Source organism: Streptomyces sp. WMMB303 (genome assembly GCF_029351045.1).
Lineage (GTDB): Bacteria > Actinomycetota > Actinomycetes > Streptomycetales > Streptomycetaceae > Streptomyces.
Genome location: NZ_JARKIN010000001.1, coordinates 3,279,009 through 3,305,668, shown reverse-complemented (window position 1 = coordinate 3,305,668; position 26,660 = coordinate 3,279,009). Strand labels below are relative to the sequence as shown.

Below are 26,660 nucleotides of genomic sequence, written 5' to 3'. Positions count from 1 at the left end.
GCACCTCCCCCTCCATACCGGGCACGCCACTGCGGCAAACGCAGCTCTTGCAGAATGTCACAAGTAGGCAACGCGACGTAGCCTCATGTCGATAAAACTGCACAGTTGAGAGCGCTGGGACAGAAGTTGACGTCGCTCGATCCGGTTACGCGTCGATGCGATTTGCGGCGCGCAGCCGCGCGAAGCTGCGCGAGAGCAGCCGCGACACGTGCATCTGGGAGACCCCGAGCTCGGCGCTGATCTGGGACTGCGTCAGATTCCGGTAGTACCGCAGCAACAGGATCCGCTGCTCCCGTTCGGGCAGTTGTACGAGCAGATGGCGGACGAGGTCCCGGTGTTCGACCCCGTCCAACTCGGGGTCCTCGTAGCCGAGCCGGTCCAGCAGACCCGGCATCCCGTCCTCGCGCTCCTGTGCGGCCTCCAGCGAGGTGGCCCGGTAGGCCCGGCCGGCCTCGATGCAGGCCAGCACCTCCTCCTCGCCGATCTTCAACCGCTCGGCGATCTCGGCCGTGGTCGGGGACCGGCCGTGCAGCGTCGTCAGATCCTCGGTTGCGCCGCTGACCTGGACCCACATCTCGTGCAGCCGGCGCGGCACGTGCACGGTGCGTACGTTGTCCCGGAAGTAGCGGCGGATCTCCCCGACGATCGTCGGCATCGCGAAGGTCGGGAACTGCACCCCGCGGCCCGAGTCGAACCGGTCGATCGCGTTGATCAGACCGATGGTGCCGACCTGGACCACGTCCTCCATCGGCTCGTTCCTGCTGCGGAACCGCGCCGCGACATACCGCACCAGGGGCAGATTGGCCTCGATGAGGGCGGCGCGGATCCGCTCGCGCTCCGCCGAGCCGTGCTCGTGCCGGGCGAGCTGCTCGAAGAGGGACTGCGTCAGCGCCCGGGTCCGCGCGGCTCTTTCCCGTTGCGCCTCGGCGGGGGAGGGGGGCGCCTCGGCGTCGCCGGAGGGCGTCTGGGTGGGGGTACGGGTCCCGTCCACTCAGCCACCACCCCTTACGGTGCAGATCTGTCCTGGTCGATCACGTGGACCGCGTCGCATGCTGCCCTTGCTCGGTGTGCCCCCGCCGTGTCACCCGCGGTGTCGGTGTGGGCGCGTTTCATCAGCCAAAAAGCGGTCATAGCATCACAAGACATGTGCACCGTGTGCAAGCACCAAATGACTCCGTGTTGCCTGCCAGTTGCGCCGGGGCGCGCGCCGGTCGCACCGTCGAGGAGAACTCAGGCCGTGGCGGCGGTACGGATGAGTCGAGGGAAAACGGCAGGGCGCGGCGGGGCATGACGGGGCCCCGGCGTCCTTCCCGGGCGCGGGAGCCGACGGACGGAGCGTGGGCTCAGTTGACCAGCGACGTCATGAACCGGCCGACGCCCTGTGCGGCACTGGAGATGCCTTCGAAACCTATCTGGACCAAGTCGGCCGAGCGTTCGGGGGACGTGATGATCGTGTACAGCACGAAGACGACAAGCACATAGCCCGCGATCTTCTTCGTCTGCGCCATCGCGCTGTCCCTCCCCCGGGCGGGCGTTCCGACCCCCGGGTGTTCGATCATCGACACCCTGTCCACCGATGTGGCGGTGCGAGTGTAGCGGGAACAGCGAGCCGTCAGCAGATGCGGGAGATTCCGCCCCCTCCCGCCTCCCGTTTCCCGTCCGTACCCGCGCTCCTTCTCTCCTCTTCGCTCCCCTCCTTTCCTCGGCCGGCGGCGCGAGGGCGTGCGAGGCCGTGTGAGGGGGTCTCGGGAAGCACGCGAGTGCCGGATCGGGGCTGTGAGGGGCTGTAGGGGCGCGTACAGCGATGCAGGGCGTGGTGGAGCCGTGCCGCGCGGAGCCGCGCGGCACGGGAGGGCGAAGGTCCGGAACCGGGCGGGCAGCCGTAGGGCGGGGCGGCAACCGCGAACCGAGGACAGCGCGGGGCCGGGCAGTGGCTCAGGTGAGGAGAACGGTCTTTCCCCGGGCCCCGCCCGCCCGGTTGCGTGCCACCGCCCCCGGCGCCTCGTCGAGTGGTACCTCGACCTCGATCGGCACGGTCAGCGGCCCGCTGTCGATCTCCTCGCCGAGCCGTTCCAGCAGCTCGGCGGAGGCCGCGAGGTGGTAGTTGATGCCTTCGATGCGGCGCCCGTGCAGGGCGTCCAGCGATGCCGCGTCCAGAGTGGAGACGGCCACACCGCCGTCCCGGACCAGCGCCGTGTTCCGAGCGAACTCCCCGGCCGATGTCGATCCCAGGTCGACCAGCGCGTCCACGCCCTCGGGGTACTCCTCCCGGACGGCCGCGGCCAGGTCCGTCGTACGGACGTCGATGGCCGAGACCGCGCCGAAGGCGCCCATCCGGGCCTGGTCGTGGCCGTGTGTGGCGGCCACCACGCGCAGGTCACGAGCCGACGCGAGCTGGGTGAGAAAGGTTCCGACGCCGCCCGCGGCTCCGATGATCAGCACGCTCTCGTACGAGCGCAGCGCCGCGGAGTCCATGATCCCGAGTGCCGTCATACCCGCTGTGGGCGCGCCCGCCGCGACGGTCAGCGGGATGCTGGTGGGGGCGCGCGCGATGCTGCCCGCTTCGTTGACCACCACGTACTCCGCGTACGTCCCGCCCCCCACCGGTTCGCTCACCACGTGGCCGAAGACCTGCTCACCGGGGGTGAACCGGTACGCCTCAGGGCCGCAGCTCTCCACGGTCCCGGCGAAGTCAGCGCCCATGACGAGCGGGAAGTCGTAAGGGACCAGGCTCTCCAGCATGCCCTCGGCGATCTTCCAGTCCAGCGGGTTCAGGCCCGCCGCCACGACCTGGACCAGCACCTCGCCCTCGCCGGGCTCGGGCTGCCTCGCCTGCAGGATCTCGGGCCGCCCGTTCCGCTCCCGTACACCGACAGCACGCATCCACCGCGCCTCCCTGCTCCCCCCTGGGACCAGCGGACCTCTCTCAACGTACGACAGCACACAGCCCCCCGCAGAGCACCGGCTGTTCCGGCGGGGAATGAGGGTGGGGACGAAGTGGCGAGGCGGCAGCGGAGAGTGCTTTTCGGCGGCGAGCGGCAGTCGTTCGGGGCTGCACGTGATGGTGGGTGACGCAGAGGGGCCGGGAATGGACGGGTTCTCCTCGGACAGCGGTATTCCGGGCGAGGCGGAACCGAATCCGTACCGGAAAAACGGCGGGAACAATGCTAGTCTGCAGCCAGCAGCGTCATTGCTGACGGTCCGCAGGATGCGGACCCCGCACCTTTGTCGGAACGAAGAGCGGGGCCGCGGACGAGGACCTCCGATGGGCTCATCCCGGGCCGGGGGTGGGCCCATCATCTCGTAGGGGAACTACCACAGTTGCTCTGTCCGGACGGCGTAGTACACCGCCTGGAAGAGGCCGGCGATCGCTCGTGCGAGATCAGCGAAACGCTGCAATGTCGTCCTCGCCGGTTCAGACTTCCAGCCCGCACCGGCCATTTCTCCTCACCCCCTCTCAAAGGGAGGTTGGGATGACGATACAGCAACGCGCAAGCACATCCCGAAGAAAAACGCCACTATTGTTCCGGTGAATTGTCGAATGGCAATCCCGGCAATGCGCGAATTGCTCCCTCCGGCGGGCCGGGCTGGACCGGGCTGGGCCGGGCCGGGCTGGGCCGGGGGCGCGCGGGGCAGCCGCGCTCCCGTGCCTGGGTGCGCAGTCGGCACCTTCTCCCGCCCGGGGAGCACCTCCGGGCAGGGACTCCGGGAGGGCTCCCGCGCGGGTACGGCCACTCCTGGTCGGGCAGGGCCACTCGCGCTCGGGGAGGGCCACTCCCGCTGGGGCAGGGCTACTCCTGCTCGGAGAGGGCCGGCCTCCTCCTGATCGGCTTCCGGGGCGGGCTCAGGTGGCCGGGGTGGTCGATCCGGTGGCTTCGGCCTGCTTCGCGCTGTGCCGCCGGGCCTTGGCCCGGTTTCCGCAGACGCGCATCGAGCACCAGCGGCGGCTGCGGTTCTTGGAGGCGTCCCAGAAGACCCAGGCGCAGGTGTGCTCGGAGCAGCGTTTGAGCCGTGCGGCCTCCCCTGTGAGGGTCAGCTCGCACCAGGCGATCGCCAGCTCGGCCAGGGCTCTGCGGACCGGCGGAAGGTCCGGCGCGGGGGCCAGCGGGCCGGCGCCGGTGCCGCGTCCGACGGCGACCAGGACGGGGAGCTCGCGCAGCGCTTCATCGGCTCCGGCGCGGAGCGCGGGGTCGGCGCCGTCCCCGACGTTGGCTCCCAGCTCCTCCCGGATGCCCGCGCGCAGCCGTAGGCAGAGGTCGTGCTCCCCGGTGTCGATCCCGTGTTCGCGGTCCAGCATCCCCCGCTCGGCGAGCCAGGCGGCGAGTCCGCCCGCCGAGTCCAGCTCGTCGGTGCCGAGCTCCACGTCGACCGTGTTGGCGAAGGCTTCGATGAGTCGGGCCGAAGCCGGGGCCTCACGCATGGCCACCTCCTTCTGGGACGGCCCCACCCTACCCGGGCTAACCGGCTAACGGTTTTACCGGTAGCGGATGTGTGCCCTGCTGTGCCAGACTCCGACCCTCATTAACTGGTGAACACCTTTAGATGGTTACCGCCTGGGGTGACTCGACGAGTCTCCGGACGGCTGTACGCCGGCGGCCGGCGGCGATTGCTCCGGTTCGGCGGCTTCTCCGGTTCCGACGTGTGAAGGGGGACGGCTCGATGAGCGGTGGACGGATACCGGCAGTGGGTGCGTCGGAGCCCATGGGGAGCGCGAGGGCGTGGAAGGAGGCGGACGCGGGACCGGCACCCGCGACGGAGCAGGCGGCGCGCGCTGCCGCTCCCGCCGTCGTCCCGTCCGCGCCCGATCTCCCGTCCGCGCCCGATCTCCCGTCCGCGGCGGATCTCCCCTCCGTGTCGGACCCCGCCGCGCGGTACGGGACACGCAACACCGTCGTCCTGCTGGTCTTCACCGCGGTCACCAATCTCGCCGACGGGGTCACCAAGATCGCGCTGCCGCTCCTCGCCACCCGGGCGTCCGGCTCCCCGGCCCAGGTGGCGGCGGTCTCCCTCAGCCTGTCGCTGCCGTGGCTGCTGGCGGCCCTGCACGTCGGCGTACTGGTCGACCGCGTCGACCGGCGCCGTCTGCTGTGGGGCGCGAACGGCCTCCGGCTGCTCGCGCTCGGCATCCTGATCCGGGCCGCGGCGACCGACGGCGCCACCGTCCCCGCCCTCTGCGCCGTCGGTACGGCGCTCGGAGTGGCCGAGGTGGTCGCGCTGACAGCCGCCTCCGCCCTGATCCCGGCCCTGACCCCGCCGCGGGGGCGGGAGCGCGCGAACGCCTGGATCGCCGGCGCGGAGACGGTCTGCAACGAGTTCTGCGGCCCCTTCGTCGGGGGCCTGCTGCTCGCTGCGGGCACGGGCGTCGCCCTCGGGTCGACCTGGGTGTCCTATCTGGCCGCCTCGTTCGTGCCGCTCCTGCTCGTCGGCCGCTTCCGCGCGGCCCGGGAGACCCCGGTGCCGGACCGGTCCGAGAGCGTCAACCGGCAGATCGCCGGCGGGCTGCGCTACCTGTGGCGGCAGGTGCTGCTGCGCACGATGGCACTGATCCTGACCGTCCTGTGCGCGTGCTGGGGCGCCTGGCTGGCGCTGATGCCGCTGTTCGCCACCGAGGCCATGGGGGTGACTGCGCAGGAGTACGGCGCGATCCTGAGCGCGCTGGGGATCGGCGGACTGGTCGGCGCCCTCGTCGTCACCCGGGCCAACCGGCTCCTCGGCCGCCGCCGGGTGATGTTCGCCGACCTGGTCGGCACCTTCGTGATGATGGCCGTACCGGCACTCACCACCAGCGTCTGGGCCGTCGCCGCCGCGGCCTTCGCCGGCGGCGCCGGGGGCACGCTGTGGACGGTCAACTCCCGGACGATCGGCCAGCACCTGGTACCCGACAGCATGCTCGGCCGCTACAACGCCGTGAGCCGCCTCTTCAGTTGGGGCGCCATGCCCCTCGGCGCCGGGCTGATGGGCCTCCTGGCCGAATGGTGCGGCATGCGGGTCGCGTTCCTGGTGTTCGCCGCCTCGGTCGCCGTCGTCGTCCTCCCCTTCCTGCGCGTCCTGACGCCCACCGCGCTGGCGGAGGCGTTCGGTACGGAACGCGCCTGAGCCGGCCGCGCCGCACCGGGGTGGCGGAGGGGCGGCCCGGGCGCGCGCCGGCGTACGCGCCCGGGCTGTCCGTCAGCGCCGGCGGCCCCGGGGTCGGGTCACCTCCCGGAGCCGTCGGTGGGCGGCCCGGGGTACGAGGTGCCGCCGCCGTCCGCGGGAGGTGCCGGCCAGGACGAGGGGTACGAGGTCGGATACGACGGCGGCCGGGGAGGTGCCGGGTACGAGGAACCTTGCTGCCGGCGCTGTTCCTGGCCCTGCCACCCGCCCTGGTCCTGCCACCCGCCCTGGGTCTGCCACGCGCTGGGGCCCTGCCGCTGTTCCTGGCCCTGCGACTGCCCCGGAACCTGGCCTTGGTCCGGGCTGCGCGATTCGGTGCGGAGCGGCTCCTCGGCGACACTCGACCAGTCGAGGGCGGGGCGGTGTCCGACGAACGCGCCGAAGAACAGGGCCGCCGCGGTGGCGGCGAGCACGCCGGGCACCATCTCGTAGATGCCGGTCTGCAGCGGCCCGAGAAGCGGGTCGATGTGCTTCCACAGCAGCACTGTCAGCGCTCCGGTGAGCATGCCCGCCTTCGCACCGGCCGCCGTCATCCGGGGCCAGAACAGCGACAGGAGGATGACCGGGCCGAAGGCCGCGCCGAATCCGGCCCAGGCGTAGGCGACGATGTCGAGCACGGCACCGCCGCTCAATGCGATCACATAGGCCACCAGTGCCACGGCCACCACGCTCAGCCGTCCGATCAGCAGCAGCATCGTGTCCGAGACCTGGGCCCGCCGGCGGAAGAACGCCCGGTAGAGGTCCTCGGTGAGGGACGTGGCCGAGACCAGGAGTTGGCTGTCCACCGTGGACTTGATCGCGGCGAGCACGGCCACCAGCAGGACTCCCGCGAGCCAGGGGGAGGTCAGCTGGGTGGACAGCGCGATGAAGACGGTCTCCGGGTTGTCGAGCGGCTTGTCGAGGGCGACGATCCCGGCGAGTCCGACGAGCGAGGCGCCGGTCAGGACGACGATCACCCACGTGACGCCCAGTCGGCGGGCCAGCGGTATGTCCCGGGTGCTGCGGATGCTCATGAAGCGGGTCAGGATGTGGGGCTGGCCGAAGTAGCCAAGCCCCCAGGCGAGCAGCGAGATCGTCGCGACGGCCCCGAGGGATTGGCCCGATGTCCACTTCCTGTCCGCGAACGACGCCTCGGCCAGCGGGTCGAGCAGCGCCGGAGTGGCGGCGGTGAGCCGGTCGTGCAGTGCGCCGAAGCCGCCGAGTTGCCACAGGGCGATCGCGGGGAGGGCGATCGCGGTGAGGAACATCAGCGTTCCTTGTATGGAGTGGCTGACGCTCAGGGCCCGGAATCCGCCGAGAATGGTGTAGATGACGATCACCACGGCGAAGACGGTGAGTCCCAACTCGAAGCCCGCACCGAATATTTCGTCCGCCAGAAGTCCGCAGGCGACCAGTCCGCTGGCGACGTAGACGGTGAAGAACACGACGGTGACGACGGCCGACAGCAGCCGGATCACCCTGCTCCCGTCCTCGAACCGTTCCTCCAGGTAGGACGGCAGGGTCACAGCCCCGACCCGTTCGGTGTAGATCCGCAAACGGGGCGCGACGAAACGCCAGTTGAGATACGTGCCGACGATCAGGCCGACGGCGATCCAGGTGGCTCCGATCCCGGCCATGTACACAGCGCCCGGAAGGCCCAGAAAGAGCCAGCCGGACATATCGGCGGCTCCGGCGGACAGGGCCGCCACCGGGGCGGTGAGGCGACGGCTGCCAACGGTGAAATCATCGAATGTGGTCGTTTCTTCGTGCGTCACCACGCCGACCATGACCATCGCGATCAAGAAGACGCCAAAGGTGATCATGACGGGGACGGTCAGGGCGATCATGTATTACTCCCTGTGCTGCGGAAGCGCCCTTTGGCACATCCGCGTACGCGGTCACACTTTCGGGCCGGAAGGCTGGAGCTTAGGAAAGCGGAGCGCTTTCTGGCGAGAGAATCCGGCGCCGCACGACTTGATCGGTTCCGGATCGTGATGCGCGCGCGGCGTCACGCTTCAGCAGGGGGCTCCCGGAACTGGCGAGTAGCGGGTGACGAGGGGGAACACGCGCGGGCTTATCGGCATGAATCGCGCGGAATCCGGCCCTCCGTACGGCGTTCTGAGCGGCGTCCCGCGCGGATTGGCGGAGTGGAACGAGTCCCGAAAACACCGACGCACTTGCATGAACAACGACAGACAGCACTGAACATCGCCGCACATCGGCAAGCGTCGATGGAGAAACCGTGAACATCACCGTGACGCGAGGACCGAAGACCCCGGACGCACCAGGGGAAACGCCGTCGAACTCGAATGAACACCGGAAGGCATCGCGAAAGGCGGATTCGGCAGCGCGCTCTGCTTCCGCGCCGTCCGCGGCTCTCCGTCCTCCGGTGCGGTAGGACTACCTGGTGCGATATGCCCGCAAAAAGGTCCGCACTCCCTCGACGATGAGCGGTCGGACGCGGGTGTCCTCCGCCGCGTTGGCGGAACCGAGCCTGTCCAGCGCGACGCCGAAGGTCAGTGCGAGGAACTGGTCGGCCGCGAGCCGCGGGTCGGGGACGTCCAGCAGGCCGGCGTCCGCGAAGGCGGCGAACCGCTCGCCGATCGCCTCGTCGGGGGCGTCGGCCATGGGGTTGTAGCCCCGGTGCGGCAGGTGGCCGGACTCCGTCCGGACCAGCCGGAGCAGCGTCGCGTACTCCGCCGAGTCGAGCATCTCGGTCGCGATCTGCACCGAGAACGCGACCAGGGCGTCCTCGAGGTCGGCCGCCTCGGTGCGGTCCGTGAGGGTGTCGTCCAGAGTGCGCCGGACTGTGGTGATCAGAGCCTGGCCGACGGTGTCGACGACCGCGTGCAGCAGCGTCTGCTTGTCGCCGAAGTAGTCGTAGACCGTCCGCTTGGACACCCCGGCCCGCGCGGCGACCGCGTCGACGCTGGACCGGTCGAAGCCGTCGGCGAGGAACAGTTCCCGGGCCGCCGAGAGGATCGCGGCCCGCTTGGGCGCTGACCCCTCGCGCAGTGTCTTCGTGGTCGGCATGGTCACATCCTAGCGTTCTACACTGCACCGTGTAGTGTAGTTCTCGGGTCGCGGCGCGGACAGCCGCAGCCCACACCGGGCCCGGCAGCACGACGGCATCAGTACACGCCCCGCGACCGCCCCGCTTCCCCGCCCGAGCACCGACGCTCCGCCCCGCACCGACGACGTCTCCGACACCGACGACGTCTCCGGCACCGACGAAAGGAACTCCCCCATGACCGCAACGACGGCTCCTCCCCCGATCCGCATCGGCAGGCCCGCTGTCGCAGCCCTCGGCCTGCTGGCAGTCTCCTCCGGCGCTTTGGAGTCGGTGGTGACACCGACGCTTCCGCTCCTGCAACGCGAGCTGGACATGAGCCCCGCCGAGGGGGCGTTACTCGGCATCATGCTGCTCATCACGGGCGCGCTCGTCACACCGGTCGCAGGCAAGTTCGGTGACCGGTACGGCGGGAAACGGGTCCTGGTCCGGCTGATGGCGGTGGTCGGCGTCGGGGGCCTGGTGTCGTCGCTGGCGCCGAACCTGCCCGTGCTGCTGCTCGGTCAACTGCTGCAAGGAGCGATGGTGGGCGCGCTGCCGCTGTCGTTCATCCTGGTGCGCGCGCACCTCCCCGAGGGCGAGTCGAAGGTGGCCATCGGGGTGGTGAGCGGGTTGTTCGTGGCGGGCGGGATGGCGGGGACGCTGTCGGCCGGGCCCGTGGCGGAAGGGCTCTCCCGGCACTGGATGTTCGCACTGCCGACGCTCGCGGTCCTCGGAGCGACCCTGCTGGTGAACCGGCTGATGCCGCAGGATCCGCCGGTCCCCTCGGACGGAACGGGCATCGACTGGCCCGGTCTGGTCCTGCTGAGCGGGACGCTGATCACGCTCATGCTCGTGCTCCAACTGGCACCCGAGGCCGGCTCGCAGCCCCTCGCATCGGGGGCGCTCGTCGTGCTGCTGGTCGCCTTCGCGGCCGGATGGATCGCCGTCGAGCGCCGAGCAGCCGCACCCCTGGTGGACCTGCGCATGCTGGCGCGGCCCGCGGTGTGGAAGTCGTGTGTGCTGACGTTCATGATCTGCGTGGGCACCTCGGGGGCGCTCTACCTCGTCCCGCAGCTCTTCGATGTGCCCACCGAGGCATACGGGTTCGGGGCCGGCGCCACCGAGATCGGCTTCTTCCTGCTCCCCGGCACCGTGGCCGCGTCGGTGGCCGGACCGCTCGGCGGGATGGGGGCGCGGCGGCTGGGCTCGCGTGCCGTGGTCACCGCCGGGATCGTCCTCATGGCCGGCTCGCTGCTCGCCCTGGCAGCCGTGCACACCGAGATCTGGCATCTGGTCGTCGCCAAGACGGCGATCGCGCTCGGCAGCGGCCTCTGCGTCACGGCGATGGTGACCAGCACCGCCACTTCCGTCGAGCACGGCGACACCGGCATCGCCACCAGCCTGGTCCTGGTGACCCGCGTGCTCGGCTACGCCGTGGGGATGCAGGTCTGCGGCGCGATCCTCACCGCCGCAACCCCCTCCGGGTCGGATGTCCCGGCCGAATCGGCCTTCGTCACCGGCTTCGTCCTCGCCGGCGCCGTCACGGCGCTGTCCCTCCTCGTCGCCCGCACCATGAGCAAGGGAGCCACCGAATGACCCGCATCGATGCGCCGAGCGGTATCACTTCGGCAACCGCCGCACCCCGGCGCACCGCCCTGATATCCGGCGCGAGCATCGCGGGGCCCGCCCTCGCGTTCTGGCTGAACCGCTGCGGATTCGCGGTCACGGTCGTCGAGAAGGCGAGCGTGCTGCGCGGCGGCGGCTACCCGATCGACGTGCGCGGGACCGCACTCGAAGTCGTCCGGCGGATGGGAATCCTGCCGCGGCTGCGGGACGCGCACATCGACCTGCGCCGGTTGGCCTTCCTCGACGGGGACGGCGGCCAAGTGGCGGCGATCCACCCGCACACCGTCACCGGCGGTGTCGAGGGACGCGATCTGGAGGTGCCACGCGGGGACTTGGTCGGCGCCCTCCATGCGGCGGTCCGGGACGACGTGGAATTCCTGTTCGGCGACTCCGTCGACACCCTCGACCAGTCCGAACACGGTGTCGACGTCACCTTCCGCGGGGGCGGCACACGCACGTTCGACCTGGTCTTCGGCGCCGACGGACTGCACTCCCGCACCCGCGAGTTCCTCTTCGGCCCCGAGGAGCAGTTCCACCGCTACCTCGGCTACTGCTTCGCCGGGTTCACCATGCGCAACACCCTCGGGCTCTCCCGGGAGGCCCTGATCTGGAACACCCCGGGCCGGGCCGCGGTCCTGTACGCGGTCGGGGACGGCTCCGCCGAGGAAGGCTCCACCGGCGACGACGGGGTGCACGCCTTCCTGAACTTCGCCCACCCGGCACCGCCGTTCGAGGCGTTCCGGAATCCGCGGGCCCAACGCGAACTGGTGGGCCGGGTCTTCGCCGACGCGGGCTGGGAGGTGCCGGGCATGCTCGCCGCGCTGCACGACGCGGACGACCTGTTCTTCGACGCGGTCAGCCAGATCCGTCTGCCCCGCTGGGCCAGCGGCAGAGTCGCGCTGGTGGGCGACGCCGCGTACGCGCCCTCGTTCCTCACCGGACAGGGCACCAGCCTCGCGCTCGTCGGCGCGTACATGCTCGCCGCCTCCCTGGCCGGCCGGGACCACGCCGCGGGCTTCGCCGCCTACGAGCAGCGCACCCGGGAGTTCGTGACCGCCAACCAGGACCTGGTCGGCGAGGGCGACGCCGTACTCTTCCCGACCACCACCCAGGCCCTGGCCCGGCGCAACGACATGCTGCGCAACCTCGACACCATGCCCCCCGCACAGGGCCGACCGGCCCATTCGGCCCTCACCCTGCCCGCCTTCCCCTCCCCCGGGCCGCTCTCGCCCTCGACGTGAGGCGCGCGGCAGAGAGCGCCGTGGCCGTCGCTCCCCCTCCACAGGCGGACGGAGCGGCGGCGCAGGACCGAGAGCACCGGGGACACCCGATGATGCCGGAGCCCTCGGCGAGCACCAGCGAGGTCGCTGCGCCGGAACCCGCGGTCAGGGACCGGACAGGCGCTCGCCCAAAGGTGTGCGCTCGTAGCGCACGGATCGGCCCGTCCGGGTCCGGCTGACCAGACCGGCATCGCGCAGCACGGCGAGGTGGCCGCCGACTGTCCCCATGCTGAGCCCCAGCTGCCCGGCCAGCTGCGTGGTCGTCGCCGGCACCGCGAGCGCTCGCAGCACCTGCGCGCGGTGCGGGCCGACCAGCCGTGCGAGCGCCGCGCCACCGTGCCGCACGGGCGGCGGCCCGAGAAGGTCCGCGACACCGCGCGCCGGATACACCAGGGCGTACGGCCACGGCGGCTCGGCGTAGCTGATGAGGCTGCCGAAAACGGTCGGCATCAGCAACAGGCCCCTGCCGCCCGGCCGGTGACGCTCCCATCCGCTGCGGGAGCCCGTGCGCACCTCGAGTACGCCATGCGCCCCCTCGGAGCGCCAGCCCACCCGCGGATCCAGGTCGGACAGCGCCGCTGCCCAGCCGAACATGGCGAGATGCCCCGCGCGTTGCACCAGGTCGCGTTCCAGCACCGCACGCAGCCGCGGCCAGTCGGGCTCGACCAGCGCGTGCCAGGTCGCCTCGATCGCGTCCGCGAGCCGGGTGAGCACGTCCGGGGCGGCCAGGATCTGCCGGACGTGACGCGGCGGCGTACGCAATCCGACCAGGTTGCGGGCGATCTCCGCACGGACCTGGCCCAGCGGGGTCGTGCGCACCGCGGCGAGTTCGACGGCGAAGTCCCCTCCGGGGTCCGGAGGGGGCGGCTGGATGAAGTCCGCGTTGTAGCCGCCTCGGCGGAGCAGCGTCGTCAGTGCCACGACCTCGGGTGTCTCGCGGAGCAGCCGCTCGTACCGTGGCGCGACGCGCTGCGCCCAGGACCGCAGCGGTCCGGCAGGCTGCTTGCCCGCCGCGACCCGCAGCGCGTTCATCGCCTCACCCAGTGGCGAGATCGCGTAGCGGGTGTGGGCCACATCGGCCGGGCCGACCTCGATGGCAAGCATCTTTCGCCTCCGTATGAAGCTTGGCTCTGGGCCCGGCGCGCCGAGCGACGCGATCAGCATCCCGCTTGCCGGGGAATCGAGCACCTTCTTTCGAGCCCGCCCGGGTCCTCGTCTCGCCTCTCTCACCCTCGTCTCTCGAAGACCATCTGTGAGGTGCGGAACCGCAGGGGCGGGTAGCGCGAGAGGCGCGCCACAAAAGATGCGGCGTGCCAAGCTTTTCGTCCGGTGTGAGAGGTGTCATGAGTCTGAAGCAGAGATCCTTATATTCATCGACGGCGGATACTTTGTGAGCGCCGCGATATTGATCGTCGGCTTCAGCTCCCAGGGTCCCCGACCGGTGACGGTCGGGGCCCTCGTTCGTCCTGCTCAGGAGCGGTAGCGGTGGGCTTTGAACCCACGGAGGAGTTGCCCCCTCACTCGCCCTCGAGGTCTGTTCTGGCTGCTCAGAGGGTTGTACGGGGTCGTTCAGGGGCGTTCGCTGGGGCTGGTCGGGGGCGTTGTTGGGTTGGTGCTGGTCGCTGATGAATGAGCCCGGACGGGGGTGAATGAGACGGAAACTGAGACGGAGAGGGCTGGCATCGACGCAGCCCAGCCGAAGGATTCGGCGGGGAGAAGGGGGCCGTTGCCGTCGTCATCGTCGCGCCCTCGGGCGCCGCACGAGATCTCTGCGTGCTCGTAGCCTGGCAGCCTCGCACCCCTGCTGTCGGCGACGCGCAGGCAGTTGCTCAAGGCGACGGCGGCCACCTTGAGTGCCTTGGTCTGCTCGGTGTCCTCGTCCTCTGCCGTGTCGATGATGTGCACAGCACGGGTCAAGGCATCGTGGGCGTGCTCCAACTGGTTCTCTTCGACCGCGTCGGCGTACATGGCCATCGTGGAGTCAGCGTTGCCGTTGAGGTAGCAGGGCTTCCCGCTGTCCGTGGTCCATGGCAGAAGCCGGAGTTCGGGTGCGGGCATGGGGGTCTTGGTTCGGTCGTAGATCAACATTCTGGGCCCTCCCAGCCCGCTACGGTGCGCAGAACGACCAGGGTCGTCCCGGGCGTGATCGTCAGGGTGTCGCCAGTCCTGAACGCGATGAGCTTCGCTCCGCCGGTGAGATGGCGGATATCGCTCACGGCCATCGACTGACCACCTACGTGGATGACGTCTCCTCGGCGGAGCGACCCACCGACGACCTCGATGGCGACCTGTCGCTCACTGCGTGCCATCCCCTGCCCTCTCCTTCGGTGGGGAGCTCTGCTGTGGCCGGTGGCACGGGCAGTCGCAGGGTTCGTAGAAGACGCCCGCAGCCACCTTCGGCTGCTGCGCGTGGTCGGGGTGGCGGCATTCCTGGTGCAGCCCGACGTGACAAACAGGGGATCGGTAGCTCACGCCTGGCCACCGCCCGGATACGCCGCGCCGGCGCGAGGACAGATGAAGAGCGCTCGACGAGGCATGTGGCACCCCTTCGTACGTGCCTCATGGGCCAGGAAGTACGGGCGAACGAGTGCGCTCGGCTGCTCCTCCCGGGACGTCGGTGGCCTGCGGAGCCTTGGAGAGGCATTGAGGTGGCCACTGGCCCTTGGAGGCGGAACCGGCCGGTGGCGCCCGGTGGCAGGGAAGAGCCGGCGGGCTGTCCGCTCCAGGGCTCGAACGAGGTATCGGGTCATGACATGCGGCTCCCTACGCCAGAGGCCCGGTTCCTAGAGGAGTGACAGCGGGTTCGTCCGGAGGCGCGCCGGTGAGGACGGCGGCCCACGCAACGGAGCCCTGAGCACTGACTTCCATCCCGAAGCGGTCACCTCTGTCCAGCGCAGCTAAGAGCGCGTTCCACGTCTTCGCCGGCATGGCTTCGGGGGCCACCACCTCGATACGGATGGAACCGGTTTGGCGTTTGATGTGTGGGGTGAGCCCAGCCACGGTGATCGCTGATGCGATCGAGTGGGCCACGGCCTCTGGTTGGGGCATGGTGATCCTCTGCCAGCTAGGGCTCACGATGAGTGAAGCTAGATATCTAGATTAAAGCTGGTGAGCTAGATTTTCCACATGCCTGAGCAGCCGCCCTATCTCCACATCGCTGACCTGCTCCGGCGCCGCATCTCGGACGGTGAGTGGTCGCCGGGCGAGCGGCTGCCGTCTCGGGCGCGCCTCGCCGCTGAGTACGGAGTCGGCGACGCTGTTGTTCGTCGCGCGCAAGAACTGCTCATCTCCCAGGGCCTCCTGGAAGGCCGTGCAGGCTCAGGTACCTACGTCGCCGAGCCTCGTGAGCGCCTGCGCATGGTCCGCTCGCTCCGGCGCACGCGGCGTGACGGCTCGCCCTTCCGTGCGGACATGGCCGACCTCGGGAAGGCAGGCACCTGGGAGGCCCAGAGCGAGGCCAAGGTGCCGGCGCCATCCGGCATCGCAGCCCGTCTCCGGTTGGCTGAGGGTGACCTCTGCGTCCGTACGGATTACGAGTTCCTGGCCGAGGGCAAGCCGGTGCAGCTCTCGACCAGTTGGGAACCGCTGAGCATCACGGGTGGCACGATCATCGTTCTGCCCGAGGGCGGCCCGCACGCGGGGCGTGGCGTGGTGGAGCGCATGGCTGTGATCGGCATCGACGTGAGCCGTGCCGTCGAGCAGCCGGAACCCGGCGAAGCGTCAGCCCGGGAAGCGCAGATGCTCGGCATCCCGCGCGGAGCTCTCGTCACGCATATCGAGCGCACGTACTACGCCGACGACGGACAACCGGTGGAGACCGCCGACATCGTCGTACCCGCTGCTCGCGCGGAAATCGTCTACGAACTGGAGATGAGCCCCGGAGACTGAGGGGGCATCGGAAGAAGGCGGGGCGGTCAACGCCTGTCCGAGGCGTGGTGCCGAGCGCCATGGGCCCCTTTCGGTCGCGTTGCCCGTGAGCCGCCGCGTCCTGGCATGGCGGGTCTGCTGCATCTCTGGTGACATCTTGACCTGCCCCACGGGCGGCCTGAGACGGCAGGCTGCACGATGCTCGCCATACTGCCGCCACGGTCCTGCTGATTCTCGGCGTACCCGAGCGAGCTGTCATGGGCCTCATGGGCTGGTCCTCGACCTCGATGGCGGCGAGGTATCAGCACATGGTCGACACGGTGCGTACGAGCATCGCCGAACAGGTCGACGGACTGATCTGGGAGAGGCCACAAGACTTCCCGGACGAGGGCGACGACGGCGCGGCTGGGGCCCTCGTTCCGGTCGACTGAGACCCGAACTGAGACCCACATGACGAAGGGCCGGACCCCGGCGGGGTCCGGCCCTTCATTCGTCCTGCTCACAGCGGTAGCGGTGGGATTTGAACCCACGGAGGAGTTGCCCCCTCACTCGCTTTCGAGGCGAGCTCCTTCGGCCGCTCGGACACGCTACCGAGAGGAACTCTAGCCCACCGAGGGCCCGGGGTCGAAATCGGTATCCGGGGTGGTGCCCTGCGCCGTGGGGGGCGTCGGTTCTGTGGGGCGGAAGAAGCTGGTGAGGAGGGTGGCGCACTCGGTGGCCAGGACGCCGTTGACGACCTCGGGGCGGTGGTTGAGGCGGCGGTCGCGCAGGGCGTCCCACAGGGAGCCCGCGGCGCCGCCCTTCGCGTCGGGGGCGCCGTAGACGACGCGGTCGACGCGGGAGAGCACGGCTGCGCCGGCGCACATCGTGCAGGGCTCCAGGGTGACGACGAGGGTGCAGCCGGTCAGTCGCCAGTCGCCGCCGCGGGTGCGGGCGGCGGCGCGGAGGGCGAGCAGTTCGGCGTGGGCCGTGGGGTCACCGTCCGCCTCGCGGGCGTTGTGTCCCCGGCCCAGCACGGTCCCGTCCGGTCCGAGCACGACGGCGCCGACCGGCACGTCCCCGTTGCCGGGTGCCCGTGCGGCTTCCGCGAGCGCCAGCCGCATGGGTTCGCGCCAGGGATCGCGTACGGGGTCGCCGGGGGTGGGGGACGCGGCGGTCGGTTGGTCGCCGTGTGCGGGGGTCGCGGGGGTCATGCTGCCAGTGTGGCGCCTGGTGTGCTCCGGCTCAGCGGACGGCCTCCAGTACATCCGTGCAGCCGAGCGCGTCGGCGACCTCGCTCAGCGCGTCCTCGGGGGAGAGCGTGAGCAGTAGCTTCTCCTCCATGCCGAGGTCGCTGAGGAGGCCCGCGTCGCCCAGCGGACCCGCCGGGGCGGTCTCCGCGTCGGTTGCCGCGGCGCGTTCGGCCGTCCCGTCGTCGTCCTCGCTGCCTTCCGGTTCTCCGTCCTCCGTGCCGTCCAGGTCCACGAGTTGGTCGAGGGCCGACGGGTCCTCCGGTTGGCGGCCGAGCAGCTCGTCCGACAGCAGTATCTCGCCGTACGAGCTGCGCATCGCCGCCGCGGCGTCCGAGACGAACACTCGCGGATCGTCCTCTCCGTCCACGCGGACGACGCCGAACCACATGCCGTCCTGCTCGATGCAGACCAGCACCGTCTCGTCGTCCGGCGTGGCCTCGCGGGCCAGGTCGGCCAGGTCGGCCAGGGTCTCCACATCGTCCAGCTCTGTGTCGCTCGCTTCCCACCCGTCTTCGGTGCGCGCGAGCAGCGCGGCGAAATACACCGTGACTCTCCCACTGATTCAAGATGTGCCCGAGTGCTGACGAGGACCGTGCCCCGCCCCATCGGAATCGTGGCAGAAACCTGCGCTGTGCGAAGGGTCTTCGGCAGTGCGTCGTCGAGCTGTTTGCCCGACTGTTGCACGAACGTTCACCCGGCGCCCGCCTGCATCGACGCAGTGTGACAACCCGCCACTCAGTGCGGTGCGGGCGGTCGGGGCGCCGGGGTGCCGCATGGGGGTGGTCTGTCGGCGGCCGCCTCGCCGCGGGCCGGTCGTCGCCCGCGCAGGGTCCCGGCAGCGGCGGGCCTCACCAGCGGAAGGTACGCATCCGCAGCGCCTGCCTGCGTCGGCGTACTGCTCGCGACCGGCGGGGATGGACGCGTTCGCGCAGCTCTTTCGCCTCGTTCAGCTCGCGGAGGAAGCGTGCGCGGCGGCGCAGTCGCTCGGCGTCCGCGTCGTGGTCCCCCTCCGTCCGGAACTCCGGTTGCGTACGAGGGTCCCCGCGGCGGTCGGGTTCCGTACGGGCGCTCGATCCCGGGTGGGGTCGGGTGGACCTTCCCGGACGTCGGCGCGCTCGTTGCCCGGGCTCACGTGGCTCTGACATATGCACCTCCGGTGTAGGGCCACTTTCCCCGGTCCGCCGGGCGTATGCCAGTGCGCCCCGGCGCATCCGGCCACGGCGCGTGCCGACTCGGGGCCGGTGCGGTCCCCGCGCGGCCGGGCCAGCGTGCGCGTCCGGACGCGCACCGGTCGGGTGCGCCGGGCGCCGTCTCATCAGAGCCGTGCGCCTGTCCGGGCACCGGAGGGACCGGCGCGCGGGGCCTCGGATACTGTCGAAGCATGCGGACCCACGTCGTCGACCACCCCTTGGTCGCGCACAAGCTCACCACCCTGCGCGACGCGCGCACCGACTCACCGACCTTCCGCCGCCTCGCGGACGAGTTGGTGACGCTGCTGGCGTACGAGGCCACTCGCGACGTGCGCGTCGAGGAGGTCGGGATCACCACGCCGGTGACCGACACCACCGGCGTGCAACTGTCCCGGCCCCGCCCGCTGGTGGTGCCGATCATCCGCGCCGGGCTCGGCATGCTGGAAGGCATGGTCCGGCTGCTGCCGACGGCCGAGGTCGGTTTCCTCGGGATGATCCGCGACGAGGAGACGCTCCAGGCGTCCACCTACGCGAACCGGATGCCCGACGACCTGTCCGGACGGCAGGTCTACGTCCTCGACCCGATGCTGGCCACCGGTGGCACACTCGTCGCCGCGATCCAGGAGCTGATCCGGCGCGGTGCCGACGACGTGACCGCGCTGTGTCTGCTGGCCGCGCCCGAGGGGGTCGCCGTCATGGAGCGGGACCTGGCCGGAACGCCGGTGACCGTCGTGACGGCCTCGATCGACGAGCGCCTCAACGAGCAGGGCTTCATCGTGCCGGGCCTGGGTGACGCCGGCGACCGGATGTACGGCACCGTCTGACCGATCGGGCCCCGCGGCCCCGCGGCCCCGCGGCCCCGCGAGGGCCGCCGGGGCCGGTGGCGGTACGGCAGGACCGCGAGGCGGGCCTCAGCAGGCCGAGGGCGACGCTCCCGGCTTCCCGGGCTCTCCCGGGCCCGCCGCGGGGCCGGCCAGCTCGGCCAGGGCCGCGGTGGCGGCCTTCTTCTTCGCCAGGTGTGCGAAGCCGTTGCCGAGGATCAGGTCCACGTCCTTGCCGTCCCGCTCGTCGTACCGGGTCTCGGTGTGCGCGAGCTGAGTGCCCAGGACGTGCATGCGGGCGGAGGTCGACGCGCCGGGGGCCCCGACGAGGAAGGCGGCCTTCTTGATCTTCTCGTCGAACTCCGCCGAGGCGTTGCCGATCCTGCCGATCTTGAAGCCGCGCTTCTTCAGCTCGTCGGCCGTGTCCTTGGCCAGCCCGCTGCGCGAGGTGGCGTTGAGGACGTTCACGGTGATGTCACCCGGCTCGGGGAGGGCGTCGCCTCCGGCGGCCTTCTTGCCCGTCGGCTCGCCCTCCGCGGCCTTCCTGCCGTTGGTGCGGGCCTCCGCGGCGGGGGCGGCCGAGGCGCACTTCGCCCGCTCGGCGGAGCGGTCGGCCGCTTTGGCCGGGCCGCTGCCCGAGAAGATGCCGATGACCTGGAGCGCGCCCCATCCCAGTACCGCCGCGGCCAGCACCGAGGCGAGCGAAGCGGCGACGATCCGCCCCCACCTGCGCGGTCTGCGCATCCGCGGGTAGCGGTCACCCTTGATGCGGTACTTCCCGCCCAGGCCCGGGGGAGTGAGCATGCTCATGTGCGCAGGGTAGTGGCCGGATGCAGTACTGCCTACTAGATGATCAAAGGCTTCTCGCCGCGCCCGCGACGCGTACCTGAACGGGGGAACGCGGGGAGCCTCCGGTCACCGAGTCGGGAGGGTGACCGGCCGGGGTTCGAACGCGGCGCAGGGGCGGTCGAGGCGGGGCGGTGGTGGGCGACCGGGGCGAGGAGCCGTGGTCAGTCCAGTTCGAGGACGCGCGCGTGCAGCACCTGGCGCTGCTGGAGTGCCGCGCGCACCGCGCGGTGCAGTCCGTCCTCCAGGTACAGATCACCCTGCCACTTCACGACGTGGGCGAACAGATCGCCGTAGAACGTCGAATCCTCCGCGAGCAGCGTCTCCAGGTCGAGCTGGCCCTTGGTGGTGACGAGCTGGTCAAGGCGCACCGGGCGCGGGGCCACATCCGCCCACTGGCGGGTGCTCTCCCGGCCATGGTCGGGGTAAGGCCGCCCGTTTCCGATTCGCTTGAAGATCACACGGAAAGCCTACCGGGCTACCGGTACCGGGCGCAGCCCGGTGCCGGTGGTGCAATCCGGGTGATTCGCCGGTAAAGCGGAGAGAAAGTGGGCAGACCGTGGGCGGACGGTGGAGAAGTGCGCGGGGGATTCGTCGGGTGCGAGGCGGGAGTGCCGCACCGCCGCGTTGTCCACAGCCTGTGGACAACGCGGCGGTGCGGCCGCACGGGCGCCGGACGCCGAGCGTCCGGCGCCGCACGCGGACGGCGGGGGCCGCGGAAGGCTGGATCAGCGGACCAGGCGGGCGCCCTTGTACGGGCCTGTGGCCGGCTTCCCGGCCGCGGGCGCGGCGCCGTCGGCCGACTCCGTGGCGGCCAGACGCTGGGCTGCCGGGCGGTCGGTACCGCGCGGCAGCGCACTGGTGTCCCACGCGTAATGGCCGACGGCGTCGGCGATGGCCTTGACGTTCAGGTCGAAGGCGCGGGGGTCGATGTTCCCCAGGGTGTCGCACGCCTGGTGGTAGCAGCCGTCGTAGGCCTCTCCGGCCGTGCCGCCCCACAGCTTCTGCTGCTCGGCGGTCTTGATCCCCTCGGCGCCGGTGAACGTGCCCCCCGAGGGAATGCCCGCCTCGATGAACGGACCGTAGTCGGAGCGGCCGGTGAAGTCGGTGCCGCGGGTCTCCGTCCCGCGGGTGGCGAGGAAGTCCACCAGGTCCTTCTCCAGTACCGCCGAGCCCTCCGGGCCGGGGCCCGCGCCCGTGCCGTCGGAGTCGTCGCCGTCGTAGGCGAACATTCCGTAGTTGGGGCTCGCGATCATGTCGAAGTTCAGATAGAGCGAGATCTTCCCGCGCTCGGCGGCCGACAGCTGCGACACATAGTGCTCGGCGCCGAGCAGGCCCAGCTCCTCGGCGCTCCACAGCGCGAAGCGGACTTTGTTCGCGTGCTTGCCCTTGTGGTCGGCCCTGGCCAGTTGGAGGGCGGTCTCCAGGACGCCCGCCGAACCGGAGCCGTTGTCGTTGATGCCGGGCCCCTCGGGGACGGAGTCGAGATGGGCGCCGAGCATCACCGTGTTGTCCGGGTCGCCGCCGCGGGTCTCCGCGAGGACGTTCTGGGTGGTGCGCTGCTCCTGGTGCTCGCGCACCTCCAGGTTGACGGTGACGTCGCCGTCGGCCGCCTGCTCGGCGAGTGCCTCCCCGTCGGCCAGGGTGATGCCGCCCGTGGGGATGCGGGCGTCGTCCGGGCTGCCGAGAGTGCCGTTGAGCGCGCCGTCCTCGTTGTTGTAGACCACCGCGCCGACCGCGCCCGCGTCGGCGGCGGTCGCCTGCTTCTGCGCGAAGGTGCAGCCGCCGCGCTTGATCAGCGCGATCCTGCCGTCGAACGCGCCCTGTGCGTAGTCGGCGGCCTCGCAGCCCGTGGTGCCGTCGGCGTCGACCGGCACCACCGCGACCGGGGCCTCGATGCCGCCCTCGGGGGTGCTCTTCGTATAGGTCATCAGCGTGATCGGGACGTCGCGCTGGTTCGGGCCGAGCACGGACAGCTTCTCGGCGAGGGTCTCGCGGAAGGTGAACTCGAACTTCTGGTAGGTGACCTTGTAGCCGGCCGCCTTGAGCAGGGTGCCCGCGTACCGCGCGGAGCGGTCGTGGCCCGCGGAGCCGGCGCCGCGGTTGCCGTCGCTGAAATGGGCGATGGCGCTGAGAGCCGCCAGGTGCTTGCGGGCACCGTGCCCGCTGGTGCGCCGGACCAGTTTCCTGGCCAGCTTGTCGCCCTTCTTCGCGGACTGCTTCGCGGACTGGCGGGGCGGCTTCCGGTCGGCGGCGGACTGCTCAGCGGCTGCGGGGGACGAGATCAGCAGCAGCGGGGTGGCCAGCGCGGTCGCGGCCAGTGCCGCCACGGATCTCCGGCGCAGCGCGCGCGAGGAGCGGGGGGAGCGGAGCGGTACGGACACAGTCGTGGTCCTTTCGGGGAACGGCTGTTCGGCGTGTGGTGCTCTCTGGTGCTCCATGCCCCCGCGTCCGGGATCCGGACGCGGGGACTCGGTGAGAGGGAAGCTAGTGGCCGCCGGGCCCGGAGGGAACGCCTGTGCGTGTACCGTCGCGTCGTCCGCCGGGTTCGCGGTCCGTCCCGGCTCCCGTCCGGGCTTCCGGCTCCCGCGCGGGCCCCCGGGCCCCCGGGGCCCACGGCCGGGAACGCTGGGGGCGGGGGCCCGCGTTGGTAGCGTGTAGCGTCCGATACCGCCCGTGTGCCGTTTCGCCGCGCCGCCCACCGGCCCACCGGCCGGGAGACACCCCGCCCCGCGCCCCTGATCAGGAGCCTTCCGTGACCAACCTCGCACTAGGACCCAGCTGGCTGGATCCGGACTTCCTGATCCAGACCTTCGGCCCGGTCGGGATCCTGGCGATCGTCTTCGCGGAGTCGGGCCTGCTCATCGGCTTCTTCCTGCCCGGCGACTCGCTCCTGTTCACCACGGGGCTCCTGATCGTCACCGACCAGCTCCACATGCCGCTGTGGCTGATGTGCCTGCTGATCGTGCTCGCCGCGGTGCTGGGCGACCAGGCCGGATATCTGTTCGGCAAGAAGGTGGGGCCGACGCTCTTCAAGCGGCCCGACTCGCGGTTCTTCAAGCAGGAGAACGTCGAGAAGGCGCACGAGTTCTTCGAGAAGCACGGCCCGAAGTCGCTGGTGCTGGCCCGGTTCGTACCGATCGTGCGGACGTTCACCCCGATCATCGCCGGTGTCAGCAGGATGCGGTACCGGTCCTTCGTTCTCTTCAACATCATCGGCGGCACCCTGTGGGGCGCCGGTGTCACCCTGCTGGGCGCGGCACTGGGGCAGATCGACCTGGTGCACGAGCACATCGAGTCCTTCCTCGTCGGCATCGTGCTGCTGTCGGTCCTCCCGATCGTGATCGAGTACCTGCGCAGCCGCCGCAAGGGCGGTGCCGCCGACGCCGGGGACGAGGCACCGGGCTCACCCGCCCAGGCGCAGGACCACCCTCCGGCCCCGGGCGCCCCCGGCGCTCCCGGACACCACCCGGGCGCCCCCGGCGGACCGGGGCAGGGCCGTCCAGGTCAGGGGCCGCAGCAGGGCCAGGGTGCCTATCCGGGGCAGGACCCGTACCAGGGACAGGGGCAGGGACAGGGCGCGTACCAGGGGCACGGCGCGTACCAGGGCCAGGGCGGCCAGGCAGCGCCGGGCCACGGACCCGGCGGGACGATGCCGCCTGGTGCTCCTGGTGCTCCTGGTGCTCCCGGTGCGTACGGCAGCGGCAGTCCGCTTCCGCCCGAGGTCCCGTACGGCGCCTCCGGCGGTGCGCCGCAGGGCACTCCGTACGGTGGGGCGGCGCCTGGCGCCTCCCAGGTCCCGCAGGACCCCTACGGCACGGGTGCGGGGGCGCAGAACCCGCACGGTGCGCCCGACCCGTACGACGACGGCGCAGCACCGCAGGGCCCGCCCGCCCCACCCGAGGACCCGTCCGCTCCCCAGAACCGCACCGGGCGCGGTCGGCACGCCCGCCGCTGAGACACGCGCCCGGCGGATCGCCGACGGTCCGAAGACCTCCCGAGGTCCCGGAGCCCCCGAGCAGCCCGCGGCCCGGCGCGGCAGGTCGGCGTCAGGGCGTCAGGGTGCCGGAGAGCAACTCCAGGCCGGTCTCGCGGTCGCCGTGCCAGGTCACTGCCGCGCTGCTGTGGGACATCCGGCCCCACAGCAGGAGCAGGAGATGATCCGCGGGCCCCGCGAGTGTGGCGACGGGAGCCCCGGGACCGTACGTCCAGGGCGTTCCGAGGTCCGTGGCCGTCAGGCGCAGGGCGCTCCGCGGCGGATGCGCCCGGCCCCGTGCCACCTGTCTGGGCGCCAGGGTGTCGAAGACCTCCGCCACCCCTTCGCCGGCGAGTTCGGGGTCGAGCGGCCGGGCTGCGCCCAGCGCGTTCTCCGCGTCCCACCGGTGTACGAGTGTTTCGAGCGCGCGGCGTCGCTGCCAGAACCCGACGGTGCCCGGCGGATGGAACGTCCAGGCGGGGGCGGCCGGGTCCGTGTCCAGGGCGGTGGGCAGCGTCCGGGACGTCTCCTCGAACCATCGCGGCAGCTCCGACGGATCGCGGGGGGCCGGAGTGGCCGGGTGGTCACCTCGCTGTGCGGTGACGGCTGCCGCCGCGAACAGATTCGAGCCGCCCGGATGTTCGGCCAGATCGTGCAGCGTCCACGCGCCGCAGTGCTCGACCGGTGCGCCGACATCCCGGTCGAGGTATCCGCGGAACGTGCCGAGTTCGTCGCGCAGATGGCGGAGCAGCGAATGCGAGTCCATGACCGGCGAAACTAGCTCAGCCCACTGACATCGCCCCGAGCGGGTACGCCGGGCAGCTCCGGCGGCCGGAAGCAGGCTGTGCGCGGCGGGGACGCTCCGGGGCGAGTGCTGTGCGGGTACGGAAGCCGCGTCCGCTCTGCCGGTACGCAAGCCGCGTCCCGTCCCGGACGGGGGACCGGGACGGGACGCGGGGCTCGGCAGGCTGCTCCGCCGGAGGGGTCAGTCTCCGCTCACGGCCCGGTCCTTCTCGCCTTCTCGCCTTCCTCGCCTTCCTCGACCTCCTCGCGTTCCTCGCCTTTCTCGCCTTTCTCGGCCGTCTTGTTCTTCTCGCCGGTCCCGGTCGCACGCGCGGCGCGCTTCCCGCCCGTGACCGCGGACGGTGCGGGACCGCCGCGTGCGGGCAGCAGGCGCTTCAGCAGAGGCCACAGCAGGACGGTCGCGATCACCGCGTAGACGGTGACGGAGAACGGGGTGTTGACCAGTCCGATGACGTCCCCGTCGCTGATCTGGAGCGCTCTGCGCAACTGTTGCTCGGCGTTGGGGCCCAGGATGACGCCGATGATCGCGGGGAGCACCGGCAGCCCGTAGCGCCGCATCAGCACTCCGAGGAGCCCGATGACGAGGAGGATCACGACGTCGACAGCCTGGCCGCCGACCGCGTAGGCACCGACCGCCGCGAAGAAGAGGATCCCCGCGTACAGGTAGGGGCGCGGGACGCGCAGCAGCTTGGACCAGACGGGAGCCAGCGGCAGGTTGAGGACGAGCAGCATCGCCATCCCGATGAAGAGCGAGGCGATCAGCCCCCACACCAGTTCGGGTTCCCGTTCGAAGAGCAGCGGGCCGGGCTGGATGCCGTACTGCTGGAAGGCGGCGAGCATCACGGCCGCGACGGCGGTCGTCGGCAGCCCGAGGGTCAGCATCGAGACGAGTGTGCCCGCCGCCGAGGCGGAGGCGGCCGACTCGGGTCCGGCGACGCCCTCGACGGCGCCCTTGCCGAACTCCTTGCGATGCTTCGAGAGCCGCTTCTCGGTGATGTAGGAGAGGAATGTGGGGATCTCCGCGCCGCCTGCCGGGATCGCCCCGAAGGGGAAGCCGATGAGCGGCCCGCGCAGCCACGGCTTCCAGGTGCGCCGCAGTTCGTCACGGCCCAGCCACGGGCGGCCCACCGGGATGGAGGTGCCGGGGTCGCGCCGCAGGTGCGCGGCGACCCACAGGGCCTCGCCGATGGCGAAGAGGCCGACCGCGACGATCACGACGTCGATGCCGTCCGAGAGTTGCAGGCTGCCGAAGGTCAGCCGCTGCTGGCCGGTCATCTGGTCCAGGCCGACCAGTCCCAGGGTCAGGCCGATCAGCAGGGAGGCGAAGCCGCGGACGCGGGAGGAGCCGAGGACGGAGGTGACGGCGATGAAGGCCATCACCATGATGGCGAAGTAGTCGGGGGCGCCGATGTCCACCGCAAGGCTCGCCACGGTCGGGGCGAGGAGGACGAGCAGGACGGTGCCGATCATGCCGCCCGCGAAGTGCCCGACGGCCGCGGCGGCGAGGGCCTGGGAGCCGCGTCCGGCCTTGGCCATCGGGTTGCCTTCGATGGCGGCGATCACCGCCGCGCTCTCCCCGGGGGTGTTGAGCAGGATGGAGGTCGTCGAGCCGCCGAACATTCCGCCGTAGTAGATCCCGGCGAACATGATGAACGCGGCGGTCGGGTCGAGGCCGTAGGTGACCGGCAGCAGCAGCGCGACGGCCATCGCGGGACCGATGCCCGGCAGGACGCCGATGGCGGTACCCAGCAGCACGCCCACGGCGGCCCACAGCAGGTTGAGCGGGGTCAGCGCGGTGCCGAAGCCGTCGATCAGGGAGTTGACGGAATCCATG

At 71.2% G+C, this 26,660-nt stretch carries 21 protein-coding genes, 1 tRNA gene and 2 pseudogenes; 7 read left to right on the top strand and 17 right to left on the bottom strand.

From position 1 onward, the window contains the following. Positions 1-145 precede the first annotated feature (145 nt). The 4 genes from P2424_RS14720 to P2424_RS14705 all read right to left on the bottom strand — a co-directional run bounded on the left by P2424_RS14720 (position 146) and on the right by P2424_RS14705 (position 4,420). The gene (locus P2424_RS14720) at positions 146-991 is read right to left on the bottom strand and encodes an RNA polymerase sigma factor SigF (protein WP_276476195.1); all 846 of its coding nucleotides are present in this window, start codon (positions 989-991) and stop codon (positions 146-148) included. A 352-nt stretch (positions 992-1,343) separates the two neighbouring features. Beyond that, positions 1,344-1,559 carry a hypothetical protein gene (locus P2424_RS14715; protein WP_276479184.1) on the bottom strand — a complete coding sequence of 72 codons (216 nt, stop codon included), beginning with the start codon at positions 1,557-1,559 and terminating at the stop codon, positions 1,344-1,346. A gap of 376 nt (positions 1,560-1,935) precedes the next feature. Then, positions 1,936-2,883, bottom strand: coding sequence for an NADP-dependent oxidoreductase (locus tag P2424_RS14710; protein ID WP_276476194.1), 948 nt, complete (start codon positions 2,881-2,883; stop codon positions 1,936-1,938). A 961-nt stretch (positions 2,884-3,844) separates the two neighbouring features. After that, positions 3,845-4,420, bottom strand: a complete 576-nt coding sequence (locus P2424_RS14705; protein WP_276476193.1) for a CGNR zinc finger domain-containing protein — start codon at positions 4,418-4,420, stop codon at positions 3,845-3,847. A gap of 281 nt (positions 4,421-4,701) precedes the next feature. Here P2424_RS14705 and P2424_RS14700 point away from each other — a divergent pair, with 281 nt between their 5' ends. Further along, on the top strand, positions 4,702-6,096 hold the full coding sequence (locus tag P2424_RS14700) for an MFS transporter (RefSeq protein ID WP_276476192.1): 1,395 nt from the start codon (positions 4,702-4,704) through the stop codon (positions 6,094-6,096). A gap of 98 nt (positions 6,097-6,194) precedes the next feature. On the opposite strand, the gene putP is transcribed toward P2424_RS14700, so the two are convergent. Next, positions 6,195-7,979, bottom strand: a complete 1,785-nt coding sequence (gene putP / locus P2424_RS14695) for a sodium/proline symporter PutP (protein WP_276476191.1) — start codon at positions 7,977-7,979, stop codon at positions 6,195-6,197. 553 nt (positions 7,980-8,532) lie between these two features. Beyond that, the gene (locus P2424_RS14690) at positions 8,533-9,165 is read right to left on the bottom strand and encodes a TetR/AcrR family transcriptional regulator (protein ID WP_276476190.1); all 633 of its coding nucleotides are present in this window, start codon (positions 9,163-9,165) and stop codon (positions 8,533-8,535) included. A 214-nt stretch (positions 9,166-9,379) separates the two neighbouring features. Between P2424_RS14690 and P2424_RS14685 the strand changes: the two genes are divergently transcribed. Both P2424_RS14685 and P2424_RS14680 read left to right on the top strand, forming a co-directional pair. Further along, complete coding sequence (locus tag P2424_RS14685) at positions 9,380-10,780, top strand: MFS transporter (protein ID WP_276476189.1); 1,401 nt, start codon at positions 9,380-9,382, stop codon at positions 10,778-10,780. Then, positions 10,777-12,051, top strand: coding sequence for an FAD-dependent monooxygenase (locus P2424_RS14680; RefSeq protein WP_276476188.1), 1,275 nt, complete (start codon positions 10,777-10,779; stop codon positions 12,049-12,051). The genes P2424_RS14685 and P2424_RS14680 overlap by 4 nt, the downstream gene beginning before the upstream one ends. 144 nt (positions 12,052-12,195) lie before the next feature. Here P2424_RS14680 and P2424_RS14675 read toward each other — a convergent pair whose 3' ends face one another. The 3 genes from P2424_RS14675 to P2424_RS14665 all read right to left on the bottom strand — a co-directional run bounded on the left by P2424_RS14675 (position 12,196) and on the right by P2424_RS14665 (position 14,399). Continuing rightward, a complete protein-coding gene (locus tag P2424_RS14675) occupies positions 12,196-13,194 on the bottom strand; it encodes a winged helix-turn-helix domain-containing protein (RefSeq protein WP_276476187.1) in 999 nt (332 codons plus the stop codon). 465 nt (positions 13,195-13,659) lie between these two features. Further along, a complete protein-coding gene (locus P2424_RS14670) occupies positions 13,660-14,178 on the bottom strand; it encodes a hypothetical protein (protein WP_276476186.1) in 519 nt (172 codons plus the stop codon). Next, positions 14,172-14,399 (bottom strand): hypothetical protein, encoded by a 228-nt coding sequence (locus P2424_RS14665; RefSeq protein WP_276476185.1) that lies wholly within the window; start codon positions 14,397-14,399, stop codon positions 14,172-14,174. The genes P2424_RS14670 and P2424_RS14665 overlap by 7 nt, the downstream gene beginning before the upstream one ends. 817 nt (positions 14,400-15,216) lie before the next feature. Between P2424_RS14665 and P2424_RS14660 the strand changes: the two genes are divergently transcribed. Beyond that, positions 15,217-15,978 (top strand): GntR family transcriptional regulator, encoded by a 762-nt coding sequence (locus tag P2424_RS14660; RefSeq protein WP_276476184.1) that lies wholly within the window; start codon positions 15,217-15,219, stop codon positions 15,976-15,978. Positions 15,979-16,139: 161 nt separating this feature from the next. Then, a pseudogene (locus tag P2424_RS14655) lies at positions 16,140-16,388 on the top strand (tyrosine-type recombinase/integrase); the annotation flags it as partial. A gap of 74 nt (positions 16,389-16,462) precedes the next feature. On the opposite strand, the gene P2424_RS14650 reads toward P2424_RS14655, so the two are convergent. From P2424_RS14650 to P2424_RS14640, 3 genes are all read right to left on the bottom strand, one after another. Beyond that, a tRNA-Ser gene (locus P2424_RS14650) sits at positions 16,463-16,549 on the bottom strand. 10 nt (positions 16,550-16,559) lie between these two features. Continuing rightward, positions 16,560-17,150: a tRNA adenosine(34) deaminase TadA gene (tadA, locus tag P2424_RS14645; RefSeq protein WP_276476183.1), complete on the bottom strand. Its 591-nt coding sequence runs from the start codon at positions 17,148-17,150 to the stop codon at positions 16,560-16,562. Between the two features lie 31 nt (positions 17,151-17,181). After that, entirely contained in the window at positions 17,182-17,733 is a 552-nt protein-coding gene (locus P2424_RS14640) for a hypothetical protein (RefSeq protein WP_276476182.1), read from the bottom strand. 837 nt (positions 17,734-18,570) lie between these two features. Between P2424_RS14640 and upp the strand changes: the two genes are divergently transcribed. Beyond that, the gene (upp, locus tag P2424_RS14635) at positions 18,571-19,203 is read left to right on the top strand and encodes a uracil phosphoribosyltransferase (protein WP_276476181.1); all 633 of its coding nucleotides are present in this window, start codon (positions 18,571-18,573) and stop codon (positions 19,201-19,203) included. A gap of 87 nt (positions 19,204-19,290) precedes the next feature. Here upp and P2424_RS14630 read toward each other — a convergent pair whose 3' ends face one another. From P2424_RS14630 to P2424_RS14620, 3 genes are all read right to left on the bottom strand, one after another. Continuing rightward, entirely contained in the window at positions 19,291-20,010 is a 720-nt protein-coding gene (locus P2424_RS14630; RefSeq protein WP_276476180.1) for a LytR C-terminal domain-containing protein, read from the bottom strand. A 200-nt stretch (positions 20,011-20,210) separates the two neighbouring features. Next, a complete protein-coding gene (locus tag P2424_RS14625; RefSeq protein WP_003999914.1) occupies positions 20,211-20,507 on the bottom strand; it encodes a type II toxin-antitoxin system VapB family antitoxin in 297 nt (98 codons plus the stop codon). Between the two features lie 267 nt (positions 20,508-20,774). Further along, the gene (locus P2424_RS14620) at positions 20,775-22,430 is read right to left on the bottom strand and encodes a M28 family metallopeptidase (protein WP_276476179.1); all 1,656 of its coding nucleotides are present in this window, start codon (positions 22,428-22,430) and stop codon (positions 20,775-20,777) included. Between the two features lie 371 nt (positions 22,431-22,801). Between P2424_RS14620 and P2424_RS14615 the strand changes: the two genes are divergently transcribed. Continuing rightward, positions 22,802-24,004, top strand: coding sequence for a VTT domain-containing protein (locus tag P2424_RS14615; RefSeq protein ID WP_276476178.1), 1,203 nt, complete (start codon positions 22,802-22,804; stop codon positions 24,002-24,004). 91 nt (positions 24,005-24,095) lie between these two features. Here P2424_RS14615 and P2424_RS14610 read toward each other — a convergent pair whose 3' ends face one another. Together P2424_RS14610 and P2424_RS14605 are read right to left on the bottom strand one after the other, a co-directional pair. Beyond that, positions 24,096-24,788: a maleylpyruvate isomerase family mycothiol-dependent enzyme gene (locus P2424_RS14610; protein WP_276476177.1), complete on the bottom strand. Its 693-nt coding sequence runs from the start codon at positions 24,786-24,788 to the stop codon at positions 24,096-24,098. 398 nt (positions 24,789-25,186) lie between these two features. Further along, positions 25,187-26,659, bottom strand: a pseudogene (locus P2424_RS14605) (tripartite tricarboxylate transporter permease); the annotation flags it as partial. Between the last annotated feature and the right edge of the window lies 1 nt (position 26,660).

Coding starts and splice junctions, on each gene's coding strand:
- tadA (WP_276476183.1), bottom strand. CDS start 17,150: ATGACCCCCGCGACCCCCGCACACGGCGACCAACCGACCGCCGCGTCC.
- P2424_RS14680 (WP_276476188.1), top strand. CDS start 10,777: ATGACCCGCATCGATGCGCCGAGCGGTATCACTTCGGCAACCGCCGCA.
- P2424_RS14685 (WP_276476189.1), top strand. CDS start 9,380: ATGACCGCAACGACGGCTCCTCCCCCGATCCGCATCGGCAGGCCCGCT.
- P2424_RS14630 (WP_276476180.1), bottom strand. CDS start 20,010: ATGAGCATGCTCACTCCCCCGGGCCTGGGCGGGAAGTACCGCATCAAG.
- P2424_RS14690 (WP_276476190.1), bottom strand. CDS start 9,165: ATGCCGACCACGAAGACACTGCGCGAGGGGTCAGCGCCCAAGCGGGCC.
- P2424_RS14665 (WP_276476185.1), bottom strand. CDS start 14,399: ATGGCACGCAGTGAGCGACAGGTCGCCATCGAGGTCGTCGGTGGGTCG.
- P2424_RS14610 (WP_276476177.1), bottom strand. CDS start 24,788: ATGGACTCGCATTCGCTGCTCCGCCATCTGCGCGACGAACTCGGCACG.
- P2424_RS14700 (WP_276476192.1), top strand. CDS start 4,702: ATGGGGAGCGCGAGGGCGTGGAAGGAGGCGGACGCGGGACCGGCACCC.
- P2424_RS14710 (WP_276476194.1), bottom strand. CDS start 2,883: ATGCGTGCTGTCGGTGTACGGGAGCGGAACGGGCGGCCCGAGATCCTG.
- P2424_RS14715 (WP_276479184.1), bottom strand. CDS start 1,559: ATGATCGAACACCCGGGGGTCGGAACGCCCGCCCGGGGGAGGGACAGC.
- P2424_RS14705 (WP_276476193.1), bottom strand. CDS start 4,420: ATGCGTGAGGCCCCGGCTTCGGCCCGACTCATCGAAGCCTTCGCCAAC.
- upp (WP_276476181.1), top strand. CDS start 18,571: ATGCGGACCCACGTCGTCGACCACCCCTTGGTCGCGCACAAGCTCACC.
- P2424_RS14675 (WP_276476187.1), bottom strand. CDS start 13,194: ATGCTTGCCATCGAGGTCGGCCCGGCCGATGTGGCCCACACCCGCTAC.
- P2424_RS14660 (WP_276476184.1), top strand. CDS start 15,217: ATGCCTGAGCAGCCGCCCTATCTCCACATCGCTGACCTGCTCCGGCGC.
- P2424_RS14670 (WP_276476186.1), bottom strand. CDS start 14,178: ATGTTGATCTACGACCGAACCAAGACCCCCATGCCCGCACCCGAACTC.
- putP (WP_276476191.1), bottom strand. CDS start 7,979: ATGATCGCCCTGACCGTCCCCGTCATGATCACCTTTGGCGTCTTCTTG.